This window comes from Agrococcus jejuensis (assembly GCF_007679035.1).
Classification (GTDB): Bacteria; Actinomycetota; Actinomycetes; order Actinomycetales; family Microbacteriaceae; genus Agrococcus; species Agrococcus jejuensis_A.
The window spans coordinates 539183-556595 of sequence record NZ_VEFR01000002.1; the positions used below are offsets into that span (position 1 = coordinate 539183).

Below are 17413 nucleotides of genomic sequence, written 5' to 3' on the forward strand. Positions count from 1 at the left end.
CCTCGCCGCCGCTCGTCGACGAGCGATCGTCGCCTCAGCCCGCCAGCGCCCCCTCGAAGGCCTCGAGCAGCAGGTCGACCTCGGCCTCCGTGATGACGATCGGCGGCGCGAGGCGCACGGTCTGACCGTGCGTGTCCTTCGCGAGCACGCCCGCGTCCATGAGCCGCAGGCACACCTCGCGTGCCGTCGCCACGTCGGGATCGACGTCGATGCCCGCCCACAGGCCGGCGCAGCGCACCTCGGTCACGCCGCGACCGACGAGACGGCGCAGCCCCGCCTCGAGCCTCGCGCCGAGCTCGAGCGCGCGCGCCTGCATGTCGCCCTCCGCGAGCATCCGCACGACCTCGAGGCCCACGGCGGCGGCGAGCGGATTGCCGCCGAACGTCGATCCGTGGCTGCCGGGGGTGAGCACGCCGAGCACGTCGGCGTCGCCCACCACGGCCGACACCGGCACGATCCCGCCGCCGAGCGCCTTGCCGAGCAGATACAGGTCCGGCACGACGTCGACCTGCTGGCAGCGGAACGTCGCCCCCGTGCGGCCGAGACCCGACTGGATCTCGTCGGCGATCATGAGCACGCCCTCGCGGCGCGTGATCTCGCGCACGCGCGGCAGGTAGTCGGCAGGCGGGATGCCGACGCCCGCCTCGCCCTGGATGGGCTCGAGCAGCACCGCGGCGGTGCGCGGGGTGATCGCGGCGGCGAGCGCATCCGCATCTCCGTAGGGCACGGTCACGAAGCCGGGCGTGAACGGCCCGAAGCCCTCGCGCGCGTCGGGGTCGTCGGAGAACGACACGATCGTGGTCGTGCGGCCGTGGAAGTTGCCGGCCGCCACGACGATCTCGGCCTGCCCGGCCGGCACGCCCTTGACCTCGTACGCCCAGCGGCGCGCGATCTTGATGCCCGACTCGACGGCCTCCGCACCCGTGTTCATCGGCAGCACCATGTCCTTGCCGGCGAGCGCCGCCAGCTCGGCGACGAACGGCCCGAGCGCTGCCGAGTGGAAGGCGCGGCTCGTGAGCGTGACGCGGTCGAGCTGCGCCTTCGCCGCCGCGACGAGCCGCGGGTTGCCGTGACCGAAGTTCACGGCGGAGTAGGCGGCGAGGCAGTCGAGGTAGCGGCGACCGTCGACGTCGGTGACCCAGGCGCCGGACGCCGACTCCACGACGACGGGCAGCGGGTGGTAGTTGTGCGCGGCATGCTGCTCGACCTGCGCGATGGCGGCTGCCGTGCGGGTCTGCGTCGACGAGGCGCTCACCGGCGGAGCTCCAGGGTGCAGCACTTCACGCCGCCGCCGCCGAGCAGCAGCTCGGAGAGGTCGACGCCGACGGTCGCGTAGCCGCGCGCCTGCAGGTCGCGGTCGAAGCCGGCGGCACGCGACGCGATGACCATCGAGCGGCCGTCGCCGAAGGAGTTGAGGCCGAGCACGGCCGCGTCGTCGTCGCTCACGACCACGGCGTCCGGGAACCGCCGTTCGAGCTCCGCGCGACTCGCGTCGTCGAACGCCTTCGGCAGGTAGGCGACGTTGGCGTCGTCGAGGATCGCGATGGCCGTGTCGAGGTGGTAGAACGACGGGTCGACGAGGCGCAGGCTCACGACCTCGCGGTCGAAGATGCGGCGCAGCTCGTCGTGCGACTCGAGCGTCGTGCGGAATCCGTGGCCGGCGAGGATCGCGTCGCCTGCGACGAGGAAGTCGCCCTCGCCCTCGTTGACGTGCGCGGGTGCGTGCACCTCGAACCCGGCCTCCTCGAGCCAGGCCATGTACGCGGGGCCCTCGGGCGCGCGCTGCTCGTAGGTGAAGAGGGCGCCGTACGCCTTGCCGTCGAGCGTGAAGCCGCCGTTCGCCGAGTAGACCATGTCGTTGAGACCATCGATCGGCGCGATGAGGTGCACGTCGTAGCCGAGCGCGACGTAGGCGGCGTGCAGCGTCTCCCACTGCGTCACGGCGGTCTGCGTGCTGGTGGGATGCTCGGGATGCATCCACGGGTTGATGCGGTAGCTGACCGTGAAGAAGTCGGGTCGGCACATGAGCACGGTCCTGTGCGTGGCGACGCGGTCGGACTCGGTCGGCGGGATGGTCGCGAGCTCGGGCTGCATGCGTTCCATCGTCGCAGCGATCTCGCGCGCCTCAGGCGGATCCCACGCAGGATGCCTGCGAATGTCATGGTCTGGTTGTAGATTCTTGCGCATGGACCGCATCGATCAGGGCATCATCGACCAGCTTCGCTCGAATGCCCGAGCCGGCTACGGCGACATCGGGCAGGTCGTCGGCCTGTCAGCCTCCGCCGTCAAGCGCCGTGTCGACCGTCTCGTCGCCGACGGCATCATCCGCGGGTTCACGGTGCAGGTCGATCCGAAGGTCGAGGGGCTCGCGACCGAGGCGTACGTCGAGCTGTTCTGCCGCGGCACCGTCTCGCCCACCGACCTCAAGCGCATCCTCTCGGGCGTGCCCGAGATCGTCGAGGCCGGCACCGTCACGGGCGAGGCCGACGCGATCGTCATCATGCGCGCCCGCGACGTCATCGCGCTCGAGGAGGCGCTCGAGAAGGTGCGCGCCGCGTCGTCGGTCGACCACACGCGCTCGGCGATCGTGCTGTCGAAGCTCGTCACGCGCGTCGCGGGCTGACCTCGATGGCGGCGGACGCTGGCTAGCCTGACGGCATGGCATCCGACCCTCGTCCGCTGCTCGCCATCCTCGCCGACGACGACCGGAGACTGCTGCTCGCCGAGGCGACCGTGGCCGCTGCGCGGCTCGCGCCGATCGTCGCCGAGCGGCTGACGGCCGTCGAGCGGCGGCGCCTCGAGGCGCTCGAGCGCGTCGGCCTGGTGTCGGTCGTCGACGGCCTCGTGTGGCCGCGCGACCCGTTCACGGCGACGCTCGAGCGCACGCCGAGCCGCACGGGCGTCGAGCGCTTCGTGCACGACGGCCGCATCGACGAGTGGCCGCGCCGCATGGCCGATCGTCTCGACCTCATGCGCTGGGCGATGGAGCAGGCGGTCGCCGCCGACGAGGAGGTCGACGAGCGCACCGTCACGGCACGGCTCGGCGAGGTCTGGCGCGACCCGGCGACGCTGCGCCGCGACCTCGTCGACGCCGGCCTGCTCGACCGCGACCTCGAGGGTCGCGCGTACCGGCGCGCAGGCTGACGCCGGCTCGGCGCCGTCAGGCGTCGTCGCCGAGCAGGTCGCGCCGCGCGGCATCCCATCCCTCGACCTGCAGGGCCCAGTCGGGTCGGCGGAGGTCGGCGGCCTCGAGCCGCATGCGGTGGTCGGTCGTCACGGTCGCATCGTCGTCGCCGACGCCTGCGATCCGCATGCGGGTGCGCCCGTTGTCGACGTAGCCGAGCCGTGTCGAGACGCCGCGGGACGGCGCGTTGCCCTCGGCGTACGACGTCTCGGCGACCTCGGCACCGAGGTGGTCGACGGCGAAGAGCAGCACGGCGGCGCGCATCTCGGTGCCGATGCCCCGCCCGTGCACGTCCTGCCGCAGCCACGATCCGGTCTCGACGGTGCGGCGCAGCGCGAAGTCCGTCGCACCGACGTCCTGCACGCCCACGACGCGTCCCTCGAATCGCACGCCGAGCTGCAGCGCCCAGTCCCTCGGCTCGAGGGAGGCGCGCTGCCGCCACTGGAACTGCACGACGCGGCGCCGGACCTCGTCGGGCGTGCCGACGTTCCACCGCAGCGGGAACGGGGTGACCTCGTCGCCGTGGATGCCGCTGATCGCCGCGTCGACGACGTCGTCGAGGTCCTCGTCGCGCAGCGGCCGCAGCTCGAGCCGGGGCGTGCGCAGCACGAGGTCGAAGAGGGGCCACGAGCGCATGCGGCGACGCTACCGCGCGCGGATGCGGCCGGAGCGCTCGGACGCGGACGCATCGCACCCCACCGAGCGCTCAGACCGCATCTCGGCGGCGCGGCCATCGATGCTCGCGGCGGCGCACCACGGCGAGGATCTCCTGCTCGATCGCGGGCCAGTCGTCGAGCACCTGGCGGTACGTCACGCGCATGACCAGGTAGCCCGAGGCGACGAGCGCTCGATCGCGCGCGCGATCGGCGGACTGCGCTGCCCAACCACCGTGGTGCTCTGCGCCATCGCACTCGATCACGAGCCGGTCGCCGACGACGAGGTCGACGCGTCGCGCACCGATCCAGACCTGTGCACGGACGCGGAGACGGCAGGACCGCAGGCGCACCCGAACGATCGACTCGAGCCCGGACTCGGCACGATCCGTCGTGGCGAGGAGGCCGGTCACCCAACGAGGAGCAGACCGCGCCGAGGCGGCGAGGTCCTCGAGCGTGACGAGACGAAGGTGCAGCAACGAGTCGGCGATGACGACCACGTCCTCCGCGGAGCCGCACCTCAGCACGCACCGGAACGCCGTCTCGAGATCGTCGAGGGCCGCTCGCACCGGAGGATTGCCACCGTGCGGGAGGCAGCCTCGGCGACCCTGCTCCCGCCGGTGATCTGCGTGGCGCACGTGCCGTCCCGCCAGCCCCTCCGGCACCCATGCGCCACGGAGGCGCAACGCACTGGCGCACGAGACGCACCCCTCGGCGCGCACCGCGTCGACGACGGTGCGGTCGGCGTCGGGGCGCGCGAACCATCCTCGGCGGACACGCACCAGGCGTCCCCGAGCGACCGCCTCGTCTCGGCTCCGTCGCGTGACGCCCATCGCGTCGAGCTGCGCCGCCGAGAGGACGCCGAGCCGGTCGAGCAGTGGGTCGAGCATCCCGCCACGGTGGCGCAGACGCGACGGAACGCGGGCATCGCACGGCGCTCCTGGGGATCGATCCGCGCGGATGCGGTCTGTGGAGGCGCTGGAGGACGCATTCCACCGCAGCCGTCGCTCCGACCGCATCTCGGACGGGAGGCGGCGACCAGCTGTCTGGCGCGCGGATGGCTAGCCTCGACGCGTGGGCATCATCACGGTCTCGGCGGTCTGCTTCGCGCGTGACGGGCGCATCCTCACCGTGCGCAAGCGCGGCACGTCGATGTTCATGCTGCCCGGCGGCAAGCCCGAGGGTGGCGAGACCGCCGCCGAGTGCGCGGCGCGCGAGGTGCACGAGGAGCTCGGCGTCGTCGTGGCGCCCGAGTCGCTGCGGCTCGTGGGCGTCTTCGACGCCGTCGCCGCCAACGAGGCCGGCTTCACCGTGCGGGCGACGGTGTTCGCGCACGACGGCGAGATCGACCCCGTCGTGCAGGCCGAGCTCGAGGACGCGCGCTGGATCGACCCCGTGGTCGGCATCGACGATCCGCAGGAGGCGCCGCTCAACCGCGTGCACGTCTTCCCGCTGCTGGTGGCGGCGCAGCGCTAGGCCGACCGCACCGGTCGCGGCGTCACCGCCTCGGCGGGCTCCAGCGCAGCATCCAGTCGGCCGCGATCTCGGCGACCAGCGTCGGCGCGAGGTGGAAGACGCCGTTGCGGGCGGCGGCGAGCACGGGGTTCCGCACCTCCATGCCCGACCGGTAGAGCCGGTGGGACAGCTGCTGCAGCCGCTGCGTGCGCGGGCGGCGCAGGCGGTCGTAGGCACCCAGCAGGTCGTCGACGTCGTCGCGCTGCGCGAGCACGCCGAGCGTCGCGGCGTCCTCGAGCGCCGACGCCGCGCCCTGGCCCATCGTCGGCAGCATCGCGTGCGCGGCGTCGCCCAGCAGCGCGACGCCCGGGGCGACGAACGTGCGCAGCCCCGTCGGCAGGTAGCGCATGTCGTGACGCAGCACGGGCGTCTCGGGCTCGGCGGCCACGTGCGCGCGCACGACCTCCTCGAACCCCCGCACGGCATCCCTCGCGGCTGCGTGCTCGTCGCGCGCCGTGCGCCCCATGCGGGCGCGGGCGGCGACGTACCAGTACACGCGGTCGCCGTCGATGGGCACGAGGCCCGCCTCGGAGCCCGCGCCGTACCACTGCATGCCGCCCGCGGGCGACTCGGGACGGCGCGCGACGACGCCGCGCCAGCACGTGGAGCCGGAGTAGTCGACCGGCAGATCCGTGCGGATCGCCGCCCGCACGAGCGAGTCGATGCCGTCGGCGCCCACGACGAGGTCGGCGACGCGCTCACGCTGCTCGCCGCCCTCGACGGTGGTGACGCGGGCGCGAGATCCAGGATGCACGCGCACGACGTGCGCGCCTGTGACGACCTCGGCACCGCTCGCGGCGTCGGCGAGGATGCGGTGCAGCGTCGTGCGGTGGATGCCGAGCAGCGCACTCGAGGCGAGCTCGGCGCCGCGCTGCAGCCGCGTGCCCTGCGCGGTGCGCACACCCTGCGGCAGCGCCTCGACGCCGACGGCGCGCACGGCATCGCCGAGGTCGAGGGCGTCGAGCGCCGCGAGCCCGTTCGGGCTGAGCGCGATGCCGGCCCCGACCTCGCGCAGCGCGGCGTCCTCCTCGAGCAGCGTCACGCGCCAGCCCGCATCCACGAGCCCCTTCGCGGCGGCGAGCCCGCCGATGCCTGCTCCGACGACGATGGCCTCACGCATGGTGTCGAGGCTAGCCGCGCGGCCCGTGCGCCGACAGGGCGCGCGCGTCGCGCTCGCGGGTGGGACGATCGAGGCATGCGCATCGCCGAGGCCACCTACGTGCTGCTCACCTCGTTCAAGCGCGACGGCGACGGCGTGGGCACGCCCGTCTGGATCGCGCCGCTCGGCGACGGCACCGCGGGATTCACGACGCACTCGAACGCATGGAAGGCCAAGCGCATCCGCCGCACGCCACGCGTCGTCGTGCAGGAGAGCGACGTGCGCGGCACGCCGACGCCCGGCACCGACCCGGTCGAGCTGCATGCGACCGTGCACTCGGATGCCGCGACCGTCGCACGCGTGCGGTCGGCGATCGCCGCGAAGTACGGGTTCCAGTACCGCCTCATCTCGGGCGTCGAGCGCGTCGCCGGGTTCGTGCGGCGTCGCTCGGTCGAGCGCGTCGTCATCGTGCTCGCGGAGCCCGGCGCCGCGTCCTAGCCGTCGCGCGTCACGCGTCGGGCAGCGCGACCGCCGCGACGAGCCGCCGCTGCCGCGGCGTCTCGACCGCGCGTGCGTCGTAGTGCTCGCGCACCCACGCGACCGCGTCGGCGGCGGGCACGCCGCTCATGCGGGCGAGGATCGCGAGCGCCGTGCCCGTGCGGCCGATGCCGCCGGCGCACGCGACCTCGACCCGCTGCTCCGGGGCTGCGTCGTGGATGCGTGCGAGCGCCGCGACGGCGGCGACGGGGTCGCGCGGCAGCCGGAAGTCGGGCCACGCGATCCACACGCTCGGCCACGGCACCTCGGGCGCTCGTGGGAGCAGGTACGCGCCGAGGTCGGGCTCGTCGCCGGGCGCGACGGCGCCGCGGCGCACGCCGCGACCTCGCACCCTGCGCCCGTCGGGCAGCGTCACGACGCCGGGAGCATCCGCATCCCACGCCCGTCGCCCACCGCTCGCAGCCTCCATGCCGCCATCCTGCCCCGGCCTCCGGCGTCGAATGGCCATCTTCCGCGATGCGACGGCATCGATCGGCGCCAATGCGCGCCAATCGACGCACCCGCGCGCCGAGCGGCGAACCGCGTCCGGAGTCCGTCAGCGCAGCAGCGCCCGCACCGCCCGCGCGACGTCGGTCGCATCGACGGGCTCGAGCGACGGCACCTCGAGCAGGTCGCCGATGCCCAGCGGGCCGGCCTCGGCGGCGAGGTCGTCCCACTCGCGCGCGAACCGCTCGCGCGTGCGCAGCCGGTCGCGGCTCGCGAGCGCCCGCGCCTGCGCGACCGCGGGATCGACGTCGCACCACACCTCGACGACGTGCGGCGAGCCCGCGCGCCGCAGCCCCTCCTGCACGAAGCCGAGGTCGCGTGAGCGGATCCACAGCGAGTCGACGATCGGCGGCTCGTCGCTGCGGCCCACGAGGGCCCACACGACGTCCATCGCGAGCGCCCCGTAGATCGCGCCCGGCAGCCCCATGTGCGGCGTCGAGCCGACGATGCCGGCCTTCACGAGGCTCTTCGACAGCAGCGGCACGTCGAGCTCGGCAGAGAGCGCCCGGGCGAGCGTCGACTTGCCCGAGCCGGGCAGACCGTTCACGAGCACGACGCTCGATGCCATCAGGCGGGATCCTCTCGGTCGTCGTGCGCGGACGCGGAGGCCGCGCGAGCGGCGCCGGGCCCGACCGCATCCTCGCCGCGCAGCGCACGCCCCTCGAGCGCCCGCTCGTCGGCGTCGAGCGTGTCGTCGCGCTGGTTCGTGCGTCGATCCCACACGAGCCACTTCGCATCCATCGCCCGCTCGACGTCGACGCCCGTCACCTGCGCGAAGGCGAGCAGCATGCCGATGGAGTCCGCGAGCTCGAGCGCGAACCGCTCGTCGATCTCGGCAGGCGTCAGCCCCTTGTCGCGCTGGCGGCCGGTCTTGGCGAGCCACGCCTGCGCGAGCTCGCCGACCTCCTCCTGCACCTTGAGCATGAGCCAGTCGCCATCGCGCTCGAAGCCGTAGATCTGGGCGTACCGGGCGCTGATGGCGTCGATGCGCCGTGCCAGCTCTGCGAGCTCCATCGCTCCATCATGGGGCGTCGTCCCTCACGACTCGCCGCACACGCAGCGACGCGGCGACCTCGTCGCCGAGGTCGCCGCGTCGGTTCGAACCGTCGTCTACCAGGTGAGGCCGGAGGCGAGCAGGGTCTCGGCGAACGCCACGGCGTCGGTGTCGTTGACCATGTGGATCCGCATCCAGCGGTCACCCTGCAGCAGCCACGCCTGGGTCTCGGGGAACTGCGCGTACGGCTCGGCGGCGTCCACGAAGAGCACATCGCCGGTCGAGAGCGTCACGGCCTCCCAGTCGGGCGAGGCGACCCGGCTCTGCAGCAGCGCGACGTCGGTCGGCTCGAGCCCCGCGCCGAAGTCGACGTGCAGGATGTGCCCGAGCGTCGTGTTCGACCAGGTGCAGTTCGTGAGCCAGTGGTCGGCCATGATCTGCAACTCGTCGGCCGGGTAGCCGATCCACGGGAAGTACGTCGAGTCGGGCGCGACGACGCCATAGAGGGTGAACTGGCGCTCGGACCACATGGCATCGGTGAGGGTCTGCGGCACGACGTTGGTGCAGCGCGCATCGAGCTCGGCGGGGAGCTCTGTCGAGCCCGGATCCACGACGTCGACGGGCTCGAACGTCGGCACCTCGACGCCCGGCGCGAGCTGCAGCTCCGACGGCTCGGGCGCCGGCTGCGCGGTCGGTGCCGACCACGTCAGGTCGGGCGTGGTCGTCTCGACGGGAGCGACGACGACGACCGACTCGGCGACGACGGTCGGCTCGGGGGCGGCGTCGACGGTGACGCGCGCGGCCTCGGCGTGCGCGCTCTCGTTCGTCGCGGCGACGGCGGTCGCCGTGCCGAAGGCGAGCACGAGCAGGATGCCTCCGGCGAGGATGGGGACGGTGCGCACGATGCGGCTCCTCGGTCTCGAGGCCCTCACGGCGAGGGCATCTGATCCGTCATGTCCGGCATCCCCCTGGGGTCACACCGGCGTGTCGCCGATGCTAGGCGCATCGCCTGGGACCGCGGTGGGCAGCGGCTGCTCGCGCATGCCCCACGCCTGGCCGTAGCCACCGTCGGCCTCGGGCGCCGCCATGAGATCGAGGAAGGGCTTCGCGTCGAAGGCCTCGGGGCCGAGCACGCCGGCCCCCGACCAGACGCCTGTCGCGAGCAGCTCGAGCGCGATGACGGGGTTGAGCGCCGTCTGCCAGACGACGCACTGCGAGTCGTACTCGGCCATCGTCCACGCGTTGTCGGACACGTGATAGAGGTACGTCGACCGCGGCTCGCCGTCCAGCCCCGTGCCCGTCACCCACACGCCCGCGCACGTCTTGCCCTCCATCCGCGGTCCGATCGTCGCGGGGTCGGGCAGCGCGGCGGCGACCACGTCGCGCGGCGACACCTCCACGGGGCCGGCCTTCGAGCGCACGCGGATGGGCTCGTTCGAGTCGAGCCCCAGCAGGTTGAGCGTGCGCAGCACGCCGATGAACTCCGAGCCGAGGCCGTACTTGAACGTCACGCGCTCGGCATCGAGCCAGCGCGGCATGAGCAGCACCTCCTCGTGCTCGACGTTGACGCACTCGACGGGGCCGATGCCCTCGGGGAAGTCGAAGACCTCGGGCTCCGAGAACGGCGGCGTCGTGAACCAGCCGCGCCCCCGCTCCCACACGACGGGCGGGTTGAGGCACTCCTCGATCGTGGTCCAGATCGAGAACGACGGCGCGAAGATCTCGTTCCCCTCGTCGTCGCGCACGACGAGGTTCGCACCGTCGCGCGTGCCGAGCTCGTCGATCGACGAGAAGAGGTGGTCGGATGCGTAGCGGGCGAAGACGTCGGAGAGGCCCGGCTCGACGCCCATGCCCACGAGCGCGAGGCGCCCGGCGGCCTCCCACTCCTCCGCCTTGGCGAACTGGCGGTCGCCGAGCATGACGCCGACCTCCTCGTACGGGCGCTCGGGATGGCGCGCCGAGAGGCTCATGGCCATGTCGAGGTAGTCGCAGCCCGCCTCGAACGCGCCGGCGAAGATCGCGTCGACGAAGCCGGGCTCGACGGCGTTCATGACGTGGGTCGCGCGGTGCTCGCGCGCCAGCGCGGCGACGTTCGCGGGGTCGGACGCGTCGACGCGCGCCGTCGCGAACCGCGCGCCGACCTCGGCGCCGTGGCGCTCGGCGATCGCGGCGACCACGGCCTCGGCACGCTCGAGCGCGTAGTCGGCGACCACGATCGCCTCGTGGAACGAGCGCCGGGCGGCGATGCGGGCGAAGGCGGCGCCCACGCCGCCGGCGCCGATGAGCAGGATGCGCATGGTCTCTCCTCGTTCGTGGCCGACCTCGGGCCCGTGCGCCCAGCATCCCCCGCGCGGGCGGAGGATGCCAACGGTCAGGGGCACGACGCGCTGCGCGACATGTGCACGTGCGCGGGGCGGCATCCCCGCACGCGGCCCTGCCGCCTCGCCCAGGTGCACATCTCCCCCGCATGCCACCGGCATCCGACGAGGCGTAGCGTGGACGCCGTGGATCAGCACTTCGACGACCTCCTCGCCGCCAATCGCACGTACGCCGAGACCTTCGACCTGCAGGGGTTCGACGGCATCGCCAAGTCGGGCGTCATGCTCGTGACCTGCATGGACTCGCGCATCGAGCCGCTCGGCATGCTGGGCCTCAAGCCCGGCGACGCGAAGATCCTGCGCAACCCCGGCGGTCGCGTCGACGATCGGGCGCTCGTCGCGCTCGTGCTCGGCAACAACCTGCTGGGCGTCGACCGCATCCTCATCGTCGAGCACACGCGCTGCGCCGTCGCGTCGAACGACGAGGAGACCCTGCTCACGCGCGTCGGCGAGTCCGCCGGGCAGGACGCGCACTGGCTGCCCGTCGACCCGATCGCCGATCAGCGGCGCGCGCTCGCCGAGGACGTGCACAAGGTGACGTCGCACCCGCTCATCGCCGACTCCGTGCACGTCGGCGGCTTCCTCTACGACGTGGACTCGGGCCTGCTCGAGCGCGTCGCCTGAGCGGCCGCCCGGCATGACGCACCCGAACCCGCTCGAGCAGGTGCCGCTCGAGCGGCTGCGCGAGCGCACGAGCATCAAGTGGCGGCACTTCGGGCCCGACGTGCTGCCGATGTGGGTCGCCGAGATGGACGTCGTGCCGGCCGAGGCGATCCAGGATGCGGTCGCGCGGGCGCTGCGCGACGGCGACACGGGCTACGGGCACGGCGTCGCCTACGCGGAGGCGCACGCCCGGTTCAGCGCCGACCGGTGGGGCTTCGCGCCCGATCCGGCGGCGTCGGTCACGGTCGCCGACGTCATGATGGGCGTCTTCGAGCTGCTCCGCATGCTCACGGACGCGGGCGACGAGGTCGTCGTGACGAGCCCCGTCTACCCGCCGTTCCACGGCTTCACCCGGCACGCGGGCCGCGTGGTGCGCGAGGCACCGCTCACGGCCGACGCGCGCCTCGACGTCGACGCGATCGACGCGGCGCTCGCCGCCGCGACGGCCGGCGGCCGCCGCTCCGTGCTGCTGCTCGCGAGCCCCCACAATCCGACGGGCACCGTGCACACCCGCGCCGAGCTCGAGGCCGTGGCCGCCGTCGCGGCACGGCACGGAGCCTCGGTCGTCGTCGACGAGATCCACGCGCCCCTCACGCTGCCCGGCGCCGTCTTCACGCCGTACCTCTCCGTCGACCCTCGCGGCTTCGCCGTCACGTCGGCGTCGAAGGCGTGGAACCTCGCGGGCATCCGCTCGGCGACGATCCTCGCGGGCACGGATGCGGCCGCGACGCTGCGCGAGATCCCCGAGGTCGTGACGCACGGGCCCAACCACCTCGCCGTCATCGCCCACACGGCCGCCTACGACCAGGGGCGCGACTGGCTCGACGCCGTCGTCGCGGGCCTTGCCGCCAACCACGCCCTCGTGCGCGACCTGCTCGTCGGATCGGGGGTCGAGCACCGCATCCCCGACGCCACGTACCTCGCGTGGCTCGACCTCTCGGCCACCGCGCTCGCCGATCCGGATGCTCGGGCCGACGGCGGCGCCGTCGCCGACACGAGCGCGCCGAGCGTCGCGCTGCACCGTGCCGGGCTCGGCGTGAACGCGGGCGAGCCCTTCGGCGCGGGCGGCGAGAACCACGTGCGCGTGAACGTCGGCACGTCGGAGGCGGTGCTGCGCGAGGGCGTCGCGAGGCTGCGTGCCGCGGTCGACGCAGCATGACACGCTGCTCCCCACGCGCACCCAGGATGCAGGGCCGCGATGCGAGTAGCCTCATCCGCGGAATGTCCGATGTCTGGAGGGTTCTGTGAGCGAGCCGATCGTGCCGCAGACGCGCATCCGCGCCGAGATCCGCCCCGACGGTGCCGGCGTGCTCGACGTCAACGGCACGCACCGCCACATCGAGCCCGGACCGTTCCCGCAGACGCGCACGGCGATCGTGTCGCACGCCGCCGAGTTCGCCGCCGCGCTGCGTCGCCCCATCGGCGTGACGATCGCGGGCGCCGACGGCCACTGGGACATCGTCGTGCACCCCGACGGCTCCGTGACCGACGTGCGCCAGCTCGAGGCGCCCGCGCCCGAGGTGATCCCGTCGACGCCGCCGCTCGCGGGGCCGCCCGTGCCGCAGCAGCCGGCCGCGCAGGCATTCGCGGCACCGGAGCCCGAGGCGCAGGCGCCCGCATCGCAGGTGCCGTCCGCACCCGCGGCTCCCCCTGCCCCCGCGCCCGCCCCGTCGTCGGCACCCGCCGCCGACGCTCCCGCCTTCGGCCAGACCGGCACGGTGCCGCCGCTCGCGGATGCGACGCTGGCGTCGCGCGACGAGCTGCCCGAGCCCGAGCCCGTCGTCGAGCCCGCACCGTCGTCGCACGGCGCGCAGGAGCTGCCCGCGACCCACGAGTCGCCCGCCCCCGCGCCCGCCGCCCCGTCGCCCGCGCTGCCGTCGTTCGAGCCTCCGGCGATCGACGACACCGTGGCGGGCGCCCCGTCGGCGACCGCCGCTGCGTCCGAGCCGGCGGGCAGCCCCATCCAGTCGGTCCCCGGCTACGACCCGCTGCTCGACGAGACCGTCACCCGTCCGCCGAGCGCGAGCCCCATCGCGGCGGTGCCCGCGGTACCCGGCACGCCGCCGCCCTCGCTCGGCTACCAGCCGGGCCAGCTCGCCGCAGCGCCCCCGCCCGCGGCCGACATGCCAGCTGCATCCGTGCAGGCGTCGCCGCAGGTGCCCATGCAGGCCTCCGCGCCGCAGGCACCGACGCAGCAGGCGACCGCGCAGCCCGGCTACGCCCCCGGCGAGCTCTCGGGCCCGATGACGGCGGACGGCCGCCACTCCTTCCTCCAGGCGGCGCAGCGCGCGCAGCCCGCGCAGCAGGGACTGCGCGGCGCCATGACCCGCATGGGTCTCAAGATGGCGCCGAGCCAGGAGGAGCTGTCGGAGCGCGCCGACGAGCGCGCCGTGAGCCAGCACTGGTCGGGACCTCGCACCATCGCCGTCGTGAACGGCAAGGGCGGCGCCGGCAAGACGCCCTCGACCGTGCTGCTGTCGGCGATCTTCGCCCAGCTCGGCGGCGGCGGCGTGCTCGCCTGGGACAACAACCAGACGCGCGGCACGCTCGGCTGGCGCACCGAGCGCGGCGCGCACGAGGCGACGCTGCTCGAGCTGCTGCCCCAGGCCGACCGCCTGCTCTCCGCGGGTGCGCAGGCCGGCGACCTCGCCGCGTTCGTGCACCACCAGTCGCAGGACAAGTACGACGTGCTGCGCTCGAAGCCCATGCGCCTCGCCCACGAGAACCGCATCGAGCCCGGCGACGTCGACGCCATCCACGCCGTCGCCTCGCGGTACTACCGCCTCATCGTCATCGACTCCGGCAACGACGAGTCCGACCCCATGTGGCTGCGGATGATCGACCACGCCGACCAGATCGTGGTCGCGACCACGACGAGGGCGGACCATGCCGAGGCCGGCGCCCTGCTGCTCGAGGCGCTCGCCGAGCGCGACGAGCGCTCGGCGATCCTCGCGAAGCGCTCGGTCGTCGTCGTGAGCCAGGCGGATCCGAAGGCATCGCGCCAGGACGTCGACGGCGTCATCGGCGGCTACGGTCCGCTGGCGCGCGAGGTCGTGCGCATCCCCTTCGACCAGGCGATCGTCGACGGTCACCTGCGTCTCGCGTCGCTGCGCCCCGAGACACGGCGCGCGTGGCTCGGCGCCGCCGCGGCCGTCGCTCGCGGGCTCTGACCAGCGTCGTCGCGAGCGCGCGCCCGTGGCGCGCATCCGGCCGCTAGGCGTCGGCGGCGGGCCGCGAGGCGTGATCGTGCGTGCTGCCGCTCGAGCCGCCGCCGCGCGGCGGACGCACCTCCGAGGGCATCATCGTGCGCGAGACGTGCTCCTGCGCGATGCGGCGCATGCCGAGCAGCATCGCGTCGCCCAGCACCGTGCCGATCACGACGGTCTCGGCCATGCGCGAGCGCGCCACGGCCGCGCGACCGACGGCCGAGAGATCCTGCCTGGCGATGAGCTCGATGGGCGTCGCGTAGACCGCGAGCATGTCCTCGACGTCCGCGCGACCGACGCCGATGGCCGTGTCGACGACCGCAGCGCACTGCAGCACCCCGGGATTGTCGTCGCCGACCTCCCACCCCTCGCGCTCGATCGCAGCGCGCACGATGGCGATCGCCTCGTCGGAGGGGCGCTGCTCGACGCGCGACACGGCGCGGTGCGCGTCGCGCACGACGACGTCGATCGGCAGGGTGTCGTCGTCGATGGCCTCGAGCAGCTCGCCGACCGCGGCGAGCGACAGGCGACCACCCTCGACGAGCGCGCGGATGAGGCGGAGCCTCGCGACATGCGTCTCGTCGTACGTCGTGCTGTTGACGGATTCGCGCACGCCGGGGTGGAGCAGGCCCTCGCGCACGTAGAACTTCACGAGCGCGACGCTGACGCCTGCGGCGGCACTGACCTCTCGCACGTGCATCGCAGCACCTCCCCCACCTGACAGCGAGCCGGCGGTGTCGGTCGGGTGGCCTCTCCTCGTCCGCGGCGGATGCAGCCTACTCCCAGGCGGTCGTGCCTGTCGAAGGATTCTCGACAATGTCGAGCATTGCTCGCTCGAACCCGTCCCCCACCTCGAGCACGACACGGTGTCGCGCGTCCGTCTCGTCCTGCCAGGCGCCGTCGACCATCTCGAGCGTCGCGCGCGTGCGTCCGCGCTCGGGTCCGTCGGTGCAGTCGACCGTCACGGTCGCGAGCGGCGAGCGCGTGGTCTGCACGAGACCCGTGGCGATGCCCAGCGCGACGGCGTCGTGGTTGACGGCGGCACGCTCGCCGAGGATCGGCTCGTAGAAGTCCATGTAGGCGTCGAGCATCGCCGCGAGCCGCCGTCCGAGCGCGTCGCCGCCCGCGAGCCGCTGTCGCATCGCATCGGTGATGATCGAGTCCATCGTCACGTCGAGCCCGACGAGCGTGACCTCCCACGAGGCGGCGAAGACCTTCGCCGCCGCCTCGGGGTCGTGGTGGATGTTCGCCTCGGCGAACTCCGACACGTTGCCGCGACGCAGCACCGCGCCGCCCATGATCGTGACCTGGCGGATGCGCTCGGGCAGCGTGGGGTCGGCGTCGAGCGCGTGCGCGAGGTTCGTGAGCGGACCGACGGCGACGAGCTCGAGGTCCTCGACGGCGTGGCTCGATGCGACGATCGTCTCGACGGCGGTGCGCTCCGAGAGCCGCGGGGCGTAGGCGAGGTCGGCGTGGCCTCCCTGCCCGTCGGTGCCGTGCACCTGCGGCGAGTACCAGGCGTCGCGGCCGTCGTAGGGGCCCGCGGCGCCGACCGCGACGGGCACGTCGTCGCGGCCGGCGAGCGCGAGCACCTCGCTCGTGTTGCGCGCGCCCTGCACGACGTCGACGTTGCCCCACACGACGGTGCAGGCGACGAGGTCGATGGAGGAGGAGCGCGCGGCCGTGGCGATCGCGAGGGCGTCGTCGATGCCCGTGTCGACGTCGAGGATGATGCTGGTCACGCTGCGAGCCTAGGTCGCTCGCCATGTCGGTGGTGCCACGCAGGATGGGGCGACCGACTCGAGGAGGAGCCATGTCCGAGCCCACGACCACCGATGACGCATCCGCCGGGTCCCCGCACCACGCCATCGACTACGTCGAGCTGTCGGCGCGCGACCTGCCGGCCGCGCGCGCGTTCTACGAGCAGGCGTTCGACTGGACGTTCGTCGAGTACGGCCCCGACTACGTCGGAATCCAGGGCGACGGTCGCGAGCAGGGCGGCATCGCCGTGGGCGCTGCCCCGCCGCTCGTGCAGCTGTACTCCGACGACCTCGACGCGACCCTCGCGGCCGTGCGCGCGGCGGGCGGCACGATCACGGTCGAGCCGTTCGACTTCCCCGGCGGTCGCCGGTTCGCGTTCGTCGACCCCGCAGGCAACCAGCTCGGCGTCTGGACGGCCGCGTCGGAGTGAGGCGGCCGCGCGGCTGCGAGCGTCGCGTCAGCGCTCCCGCGCTCGCTCCCCGAGGTGCGGGCGCAGCGAGCCAGGCAGAGCGGCCCGGCTACTGACCGTCGCTCGCGCGGCAGAGGCAGAAGGGGTGTCCTGCCGGGTCGAGGAAGACGCGGAAGCCGCCGTCGGTCGAGGGCTGGTGCTCGTGCAGCGTCGCGCCGAGCGCGAGCACCAGCGGCTCCGCGGCGGCGATGTCGTCGACGTTCACGTCGATGTGCATCTGCTGCGGGTGCTCCTGCCCCGGCCACTCGGGTGCGCGGAAGCCGTCCGCGCGCTGGAAGCACAGCGGCGGCCATCCCTGCGAGTACGCCTCGGCCCATGACCCGTCGTCGTCGGCGGTGTGCTCCCACCCGAGGAGCTCGGCGTAGAAGGCGGCGAGCGCTCCGGGATCGGGGCAGTCGACGACGACGATGGGGGTGCGTGCGATGGCCATGCCGTGACGCTAGCCCC

21 protein-coding genes are annotated in these 17413 nt (G+C 73.8%); 8 read left to right on the forward strand and 13 right to left on the reverse strand.

What is annotated here, in order from left to right; genetic code table 11:
• Positions 1–34 precede the first annotated feature (34 nt).
• Positions 35–1255, reverse strand: a complete 1221-nt coding sequence (gene rocD / locus FS793_RS09325) for an ornithine--oxo-acid transaminase (protein ID WP_144720217.1) — start codon at positions 1253–1255, stop codon at positions 35–37.
• The gene (gene ddaH / locus FS793_RS09330) at positions 1252–2094 is read right to left on the reverse strand and encodes a dimethylargininase (protein WP_144720218.1); all 843 of its coding nucleotides are present in this window, start codon (positions 2092–2094) and stop codon (positions 1252–1254) included. The genes rocD and ddaH overlap by 4 nt, the downstream gene beginning before the upstream one ends.
• A 91-nt stretch (positions 2095–2185) precedes the next feature.
• On the opposite strand from ddaH, the gene FS793_RS09335 reads away from it, so the two are divergent.
• Positions 2186–2623 carry an Lrp/AsnC family transcriptional regulator gene (locus FS793_RS09335; protein ID WP_092503597.1) on the forward strand — a complete coding sequence of 146 codons (438 nt, stop codon included), beginning with the start codon at positions 2186–2188 and terminating at the stop codon, positions 2621–2623.
• 35 nt (positions 2624–2658) lie between these two features.
• On the forward strand, positions 2659–3144 hold the full coding sequence (locus tag FS793_RS09340; RefSeq protein WP_144720219.1) for a DUF2087 domain-containing protein: 486 nt from the start codon (positions 2659–2661) through the stop codon (positions 3142–3144).
• Positions 3145–3160: 16 nt separating this feature from the next.
• Here FS793_RS09340 and FS793_RS09345 read toward each other — a convergent pair whose 3' ends face one another.
• Complete coding sequence (locus FS793_RS09345) at positions 3161–3820, reverse strand: GNAT family N-acetyltransferase (RefSeq protein WP_144720220.1); 660 nt, start codon at positions 3818–3820, stop codon at positions 3161–3163.
• Positions 3821–3890: 70 nt separating this feature from the next.
• Positions 3891–4856: an endonuclease domain-containing protein gene (locus FS793_RS16810; protein WP_144720221.1), complete on the reverse strand. Its 966-nt coding sequence runs from the start codon at positions 4854–4856 to the stop codon at positions 3891–3893.
• 55 nt (positions 4857–4911) lie between these two features.
• Between FS793_RS16810 and FS793_RS09355 the strand changes: the two genes are divergently transcribed.
• Complete coding sequence (locus FS793_RS09355) at positions 4912–5313, forward strand: NUDIX hydrolase (protein WP_144720222.1); 402 nt, start codon at positions 4912–4914, stop codon at positions 5311–5313.
• A gap of 22 nt (positions 5314–5335) precedes the next feature.
• Here FS793_RS09355 and FS793_RS09360 read toward each other — a convergent pair whose 3' ends face one another.
• Positions 5336–6472: an FAD-dependent monooxygenase gene (locus tag FS793_RS09360; RefSeq protein WP_144720223.1), complete on the reverse strand. Its 1137-nt coding sequence runs from the start codon at positions 6470–6472 to the stop codon at positions 5336–5338.
• A gap of 75 nt (positions 6473–6547) precedes the next feature.
• On the opposite strand from FS793_RS09360, the gene FS793_RS09365 reads away from it, so the two are divergent.
• Positions 6548–6949, forward strand: coding sequence for a PPOX class F420-dependent oxidoreductase (locus tag FS793_RS09365; RefSeq protein WP_144720224.1), 402 nt, complete (start codon positions 6548–6550; stop codon positions 6947–6949).
• A 10-nt stretch (positions 6950–6959) separates the two neighbouring features.
• On the opposite strand, the gene FS793_RS09370 is transcribed toward FS793_RS09365, so the two are convergent.
• The 5 genes from FS793_RS09370 to FS793_RS09390 form a co-directional block, all read right to left on the reverse strand.
• Positions 6960–7418 (reverse strand): protein-tyrosine phosphatase family protein, encoded by a 459-nt coding sequence (locus tag FS793_RS09370; RefSeq protein WP_144720225.1) that lies wholly within the window; start codon positions 7416–7418, stop codon positions 6960–6962.
• A 126-nt stretch (positions 7419–7544) separates the two neighbouring features.
• Positions 7545–8063 carry an AAA family ATPase gene (locus FS793_RS09375; RefSeq protein ID WP_144720226.1) on the reverse strand — a complete coding sequence of 173 codons (519 nt, stop codon included), beginning with the start codon at positions 8061–8063 and terminating at the stop codon, positions 7545–7547.
• Positions 8063–8509, reverse strand: a complete 447-nt coding sequence (locus FS793_RS09380; RefSeq protein WP_186329426.1) for a pyrophosphatase — start codon at positions 8507–8509, stop codon at positions 8063–8065. Before FS793_RS09380 ends, FS793_RS09375 begins: the two co-directional genes overlap by 1 nt.
• A gap of 96 nt (positions 8510–8605) precedes the next feature.
• Positions 8606–9391, reverse strand: a complete 786-nt coding sequence (locus FS793_RS09385; protein WP_144720227.1) for a hypothetical protein — start codon at positions 9389–9391, stop codon at positions 8606–8608.
• A 72-nt stretch (positions 9392–9463) separates the two neighbouring features.
• The gene (locus tag FS793_RS09390) at positions 9464–10786 is read right to left on the reverse strand and encodes a saccharopine dehydrogenase family protein (protein ID WP_144720228.1); all 1323 of its coding nucleotides are present in this window, start codon (positions 10784–10786) and stop codon (positions 9464–9466) included.
• 207 nt (positions 10787–10993) lie between these two features.
• On the opposite strand from FS793_RS09390, the gene FS793_RS09395 reads away from it, so the two are divergent.
• The 3 genes from FS793_RS09395 (at position 10994) to FS793_RS16600 (ending at position 14700) form a co-directional block, all read left to right on the forward strand.
• Complete coding sequence (locus FS793_RS09395; protein ID WP_260980098.1) at positions 10994–11491, forward strand: beta-class carbonic anhydrase; 498 nt, start codon at positions 10994–10996, stop codon at positions 11489–11491.
• Between the two features lie 13 nt (positions 11492–11504).
• Complete coding sequence (locus tag FS793_RS09400; protein WP_144720229.1) at positions 11505–12689, forward strand: MalY/PatB family protein; 1185 nt, start codon at positions 11505–11507, stop codon at positions 12687–12689.
• 85 nt (positions 12690–12774) lie between these two features.
• A complete protein-coding gene (locus tag FS793_RS16600) occupies positions 12775–14700 on the forward strand; it encodes a hypothetical protein (protein ID WP_260980099.1) in 1926 nt (641 codons plus the stop codon).
• Positions 14701–14743: 43 nt separating this feature from the next.
• On the opposite strand, the gene FS793_RS09410 is transcribed toward FS793_RS16600, so the two are convergent.
• Together FS793_RS09410 and FS793_RS09415 are read right to left on the reverse strand one after the other, a co-directional pair.
• Positions 14744–15436: a MerR family transcriptional regulator gene (locus FS793_RS09410; protein ID WP_144720230.1), complete on the reverse strand. Its 693-nt coding sequence runs from the start codon at positions 15434–15436 to the stop codon at positions 14744–14746.
• Between the two features lie 76 nt (positions 15437–15512).
• Entirely contained in the window at positions 15513–16478 is a 966-nt protein-coding gene (locus tag FS793_RS09415) for a nucleoside hydrolase (RefSeq protein WP_144720231.1), read from the reverse strand.
• Positions 16479–16549: 71 nt separating this feature from the next.
• Here FS793_RS09415 and FS793_RS09420 point away from each other — a divergent pair, with 71 nt between their 5' ends.
• Positions 16550–16927 (forward strand): VOC family protein, encoded by a 378-nt coding sequence (locus FS793_RS09420; RefSeq protein WP_144720232.1) that lies wholly within the window; start codon positions 16550–16552, stop codon positions 16925–16927.
• Positions 16928–17015: 88 nt separating this feature from the next.
• On the opposite strand, the gene FS793_RS09425 is transcribed toward FS793_RS09420, so the two are convergent.
• Positions 17016–17396 (reverse strand): VOC family protein, encoded by a 381-nt coding sequence (locus tag FS793_RS09425; RefSeq protein ID WP_144720233.1) that lies wholly within the window; start codon positions 17394–17396, stop codon positions 17016–17018.
• Positions 17397–17413: the final 17 nt, after the last annotated feature.

Coding starts and splice junctions, on each gene's coding strand:
- ddaH (WP_144720218.1), bottom strand. CDS start 2,094: ATGCAGCCCGAGCTCGCGACCATCCCGCCGACCGAGTCCGACCGCGTC.
- FS793_RS09335 (WP_092503597.1), top strand. CDS start 2,186: ATGGACCGCATCGATCAGGGCATCATCGACCAGCTTCGCTCGAATGCC.
- FS793_RS09340 (WP_144720219.1), top strand. CDS start 2,659: ATGGCATCCGACCCTCGTCCGCTGCTCGCCATCCTCGCCGACGACGAC.
- FS793_RS09345 (WP_144720220.1), bottom strand. CDS start 3,820: ATGCGCTCGTGGCCCCTCTTCGACCTCGTGCTGCGCACGCCCCGGCTC.
- FS793_RS16810 (WP_144720221.1), bottom strand. CDS start 4,856: ATGCGGTCGGAGCGACGGCTGCGGTGGAATGCGTCCTCCAGCGCCTCC.
- FS793_RS09360 (WP_144720223.1), bottom strand. CDS start 6,472: ATGCGTGAGGCCATCGTCGTCGGAGCAGGCATCGGCGGGCTCGCCGCC.
- FS793_RS09365 (WP_144720224.1), top strand. CDS start 6,548: ATGCGCATCGCCGAGGCCACCTACGTGCTGCTCACCTCGTTCAAGCGC.
- FS793_RS09370 (WP_144720225.1), bottom strand. CDS start 7,418: ATGGAGGCTGCGAGCGGTGGGCGACGGGCGTGGGATGCGGATGCTCCC.
- FS793_RS09375 (WP_144720226.1), bottom strand. CDS start 8,063: ATGGCATCGAGCGTCGTGCTCGTGAACGGTCTGCCCGGCTCGGGCAAG.
- FS793_RS09380 (WP_186329426.1), bottom strand. CDS start 8,509: ATGGAGCTCGCAGAGCTGGCACGGCGCATCGACGCCATCAGCGCCCGG.
- FS793_RS09390 (WP_144720228.1), bottom strand. CDS start 10,786: ATGCGCATCCTGCTCATCGGCGCCGGCGGCGTGGGCGCCGCCTTCGCC.
- FS793_RS09400 (WP_144720229.1), top strand. CDS start 11,505: ATGACGCACCCGAACCCGCTCGAGCAGGTGCCGCTCGAGCGGCTGCGC.
- FS793_RS09410 (WP_144720230.1), bottom strand. CDS start 15,436: ATGCACGTGCGAGAGGTCAGTGCCGCCGCAGGCGTCAGCGTCGCGCTC.
- FS793_RS09420 (WP_144720232.1), top strand. CDS start 16,550: ATGTCCGAGCCCACGACCACCGATGACGCATCCGCCGGGTCCCCGCAC.
- FS793_RS09425 (WP_144720233.1), bottom strand. CDS start 17,396: ATGGCCATCGCACGCACCCCCATCGTCGTCGTCGACTGCCCCGATCCC.